This is a genomic window from Micromonospora sp. DSM 43699, assembly GCF_055517075.1.
On record NZ_JBTMMT010000131.1, the window covers coordinates 1 to 3752 of the forward strand.

The 3752-nt window shown below is 73.0% G+C and carries 3 protein-coding genes and 1 pseudogene; 1 reads left to right on the plus strand and 3 read right to left on the minus strand.

Annotation, left to right across the window (positions count from 1 at the left end; translation table 11 throughout):
* Positions 1-171: 171 nt before the first annotated feature.
* Both AC0AIB_RS30805 and pknB read right to left on the minus strand, forming a co-directional pair.
* On the minus strand, positions 172-1032 hold the full coding sequence (locus AC0AIB_RS30805; RefSeq protein WP_328344335.1) for a deoxyribonuclease IV: 861 nt from the start codon (positions 1030-1032) through the stop codon (positions 172-174).
* The gene (pknB, locus tag AC0AIB_RS30810) at positions 1029-3014 is read right to left on the minus strand and encodes a Stk1 family PASTA domain-containing Ser/Thr kinase (protein WP_328344337.1); all 1986 of its coding nucleotides are present in this window, start codon (positions 3012-3014) and stop codon (positions 1029-1031) included. The genes AC0AIB_RS30805 and pknB overlap by 4 nt, the downstream gene beginning before the upstream one ends.
* A gap of 213 nt (positions 3015-3227) precedes the next feature.
* Here pknB and AC0AIB_RS30815 point away from each other — a divergent pair, with 213 nt between their 5' ends.
* A complete protein-coding gene (locus AC0AIB_RS30815) occupies positions 3228-3617 on the plus strand; it encodes an Rv2175c family DNA-binding protein (protein ID WP_328344339.1) in 390 nt (129 codons plus the stop codon).
* Here the strand turns inward: AC0AIB_RS30815 and AC0AIB_RS30820 are convergent.
* Positions 3610-3752, minus strand: a pseudogene (locus tag AC0AIB_RS30820) (protein kinase); the annotation flags it as partial. The gene AC0AIB_RS30815 and the pseudogene AC0AIB_RS30820 sit on opposite strands and share 8 nt — an antisense overlap.

A 3752-nucleotide genomic window follows, 5' to 3' on the forward strand; every position in this document is an offset into this window, starting at 1 on the left:
GGTTTGCGTCAACTTTGATCTTCAGGCTGCCCTAAACCTCTTGATCACCGGGGCGTGGCGTTGCCGGGGCGTGGCGCTGCCGGGGTGCGGCGTTGCCGGGGCGTGGCGTTGCCGGGGTGCGGCGCTGCCGGGGTGGGGGGGCCGGGGTGGGGGGTGCCGGGGTGGTTTGGGTTAGGGGTGGAGGCGGGTCAGGGTGGCTATGTCGGTGGCGTGGCCCTCGTGTTTGTCCGACGGGGTCTCCACCACTACGGGGATGCCGGCGGTGGCGGGGTGGGCCATCAACTCGGCGAAGGCCGGCTCGCCGATGCTGCCCTTGCCGATGTTCTCGTGCCGGTCCCGGGTGGAGCCGCACAGGTCCTTGGAGTCGTTGGCGTGGATCAGCTTCAGCCGCTCCGCCCCGACCGTGGCGACCAGGGTGTCCAGGGTCGCCGTCATGCCACCCTCGGCGGCCAGGTCGTGCCCGGCCGCCCAGGCGTGGCAGGTGTCGAAGCAGACCCCCAGCCCCGGGTGCCGGTCGACCGCGTCCAGGTAGGGGCCGAGGTGCTCGACCCGGGAGGCCAGTGACCGGCCGCCACCCGCGCTCGGCTCCACCAGCAGCAGCGGACCGCCGTCGGTCGTGGTCTCGTCGAGCAGCGGCAACAGCGACTCGCGTACCTGCCGTAGGGCGGTCTCGGCGTACCCGGCGTCGACCGCGCTGCCGGCGTGGAACACCACGCCACGGGCCCCGATCGCCCGCCCCCGGCGCAGCGCGTGCGCCAGGGTGAGGGTGGATTTCTCCACCGTCGCCGGGGTGGGCGAACCCAGGTTGACAAGCAGCGACGCGTGGATGTAGACCGGCACGCCACGGGCGGCGCAGCCGTCGGCGAAGAGCGCGTCCTGGGCCGGGTCGCCGGGCGGCAACGCCCAGCCCCGCGAGTTGGAGACGTAGACCTGCACCACCCGGGAGCCGGTCGCGTCGACGTACGGCAGAGCCGCCCTGGCCAGCCCGCCCGAGGTGGGGGTGTGCGAACCGACCGGCCGCAGGGTGCTCACAGGCAGCCCAGGGTGACCGGAGTGCCCGGGGGCACCTGGGAGTTCTCGCCCGGGTTCTGGAACCGGACGATGCCGTTGGGGTTGAACTGGACGTTCACCGTGAATCCGGCCCCCTCCAACTGCTGTTTGGCCTGCTGACAGGGCAGGTCGACCACCCGGGGGACGGCCACCTGCGGCGGACCCTTGCTGACGTCCAGCCTGACCTTGGTGCCCTTCTCCACGCCCGCGCCGTCGGCCGGACTCTGTCCGAGCACCTCGTCGCGCGGCTTGTCGGAGTCCTTGTACGTCTCGACCGGCACCAGCCCGAGCTGGGAGAGCGCGGAGCGGGCGTCGCCGAGGCTCTTGCCGACCAGGTCGGGCACCGTGATCGGGGCCCGGCCACGGCTCAGGATGACTGTCACCTTGGCACCCGGCTTCACCTCGGCGCCGACCTTCGGGTTGGTGTCCACCACCACCCCGGCCGGCAGGTTGTCGTCGTAGCGGGGGGTGCCCTTGGCGACCACCAGCTTCGCGCTGGTCAGGTCGGCCTCGGCCAGCTCGAACTCCTTGCCGACCACGTCCGGCACCGGGAATCGCTCCGGCCCTAGGGACAGGGTGAGCGTGATGGTGCCGCCCTTGAGGATCTTGGCAGCCGAGCCCGGGTCCTGGGCGAGCACACCGTCGCGGGGGATCTTCTCGTCGTAGCGCGGCTCGGCGAAGGAGAGGCGGAACCCCGCCCGGTCCGCCTGGGCCTGCGCGTCGGTGCGACTGAGGTTCACCAGCTGCGGGGCGACCGTGTAGCGGCCCACCCCGACCCACCAGCCACCCATCGCGGCGAGCAGGCCGACCACCACCACGGCCGCCGCCACGGACAGCCGTCCGCGCGGGTTACCCATCACCCGGGTACGCAGCTCCGCCAGCCGGGATCCCAGGTCGGCGCCCTCGGTGGCCCGGCGTCGGTGTGGGCGCTGCGGGGCGGCCGGTTCGGGCAGCCGTGCCCAGGTCGGCCGGTTCACCGGGCTGACCGCCGCGACCACCATCGTCGGCTGGGCCATCGCCGGCGACTCCTCGGCCACCCGTCCCAGCACTGCGGTGTGTGCGTTCGGGTTGCCCAGGTCGTCCCGGGCCACCTGCACCTCGGCCAGCAGGGCGCCCGCGTCGGCCGGTCGGGCCCCCGGATCCCGCCGGGTCGCCCGGGCGACCAGTTCGTCGAGCGCCCGGGCCAGGCCGGGCACCAGGATCGACGGGGCCGGGACGTCCCGGTCGACATGCTGCCAGGCCACGTCGACCGGGCGGTCCCCGTCGTACGGGACCCGACCGGTCAGCATCTCGAACAGCACGATGCCGGCCGAGTAGACGTCGGTACGGGGGTCGGCGCGCCCGTCGGTGACCAACTCCGGCGCCACGTACGCGACGGTCGCCATCAGCTGGTTGTCGTCACCCTCCTCGGCGCTGGCCTCCACCGCGCGGGCCAGGCCGAAGTCGGCGACCTTGACCACACTGTCGATCAGGTTGGCCACCCCGCCGGTGGGCGCCTCGGCGACCAGCACGTTCTCCGGCTTTACGTCGCGGTGGACCAGCCCGGCGCGGTGCGCGGCGGCGATCGCGGCGAGCGTCTGCTCCATGATCGCCAGTGCCTCGTCGGGGTTGAGCCGGCGGCGTTCGGCAAGCACCTCCCGCAGGGTGCGGCCCCGGACGTACTCCATCACCAGGTAGGGCAGCCCGTTGTGGGTGCCCTGGTCGTAGACGGCGACGACGTTGGGGTGGGTCAACCGGGCGATGGCCTTGGCCTCGTCGGTGAACCGGTCCGGGAAGCCCGCCAGCCGGGCGCCTGCCCCGGCGGCCTGGGACGGGTGAATGATCTTCACCGCGACGGTACGTTCCAGCCGCTCGTCGGTGGCGGTGTACACGGTCGCCATGCCGCCACGGGCCACGCGACCGCGAATGCGGTAGCGCCCGTCGAGCAGCGAGCCCAGCAACGTGTCGGCGACCTGTATGTCCATCGGCAGGGAGTCTATGTGTCCTGAGGGTGAAGGTTGAACAGGATGCTACAGCCGGGTTCCGGCCCGGCTCGGCCCGCCGCACCCACGCAGGCGCGACGGGGTGCCGCCGTGCCGCACCCACGCAGGCGCGACGGGGTGCCGCCGTGCCGCACCCACGCAGGCGCGACGGGGTGCCGCTGCACGTGCGGCCGGGCGACGTGGCAGGGTGGTCGGGTGACCGATTCCGTACCCGCCGACCAGTCCGTCGGCAGTGACCTGGCCGGCCCCAGCGACCCGGCGGACTGGCTGAGCCTCCCCGACGTCGCCGAGCGGCTCGACCTGTCGATCAGCAAGGTCCACCAGATGATCCGGGACCGTGAGCTGATCGCCGTACGCCGGGACGGCATCCGCCGGATCCCCGCCGACCTGGTGGCCAACAAGACGGTGCTCAAGCACCTGCCCGGCGTGCTCAACCTGCTCGCCGACGCCGGCTATGACGACGAGGCCGCGCTGCGGTGGCTCTACCAGCGTGACGACACCCTCTCCGGCGGCACCGGTGCGGTCACCCTCGGCGGCGACCACGCCCGCGAGGTGAAGCGCCGCGCCCAGGCCCTCGGCTTCTAGCCCCACCCCGCCCGTCGGTGACCAACTCCGGCGCCACGTACGCGACGGTCGCCATCAGCTGGTTGTCGTCACCCTCCTCGGCGCTGGCCTCCACCGCGCGGGCCAGGCCGAAGTCGGCGACCTTGACCACACTGT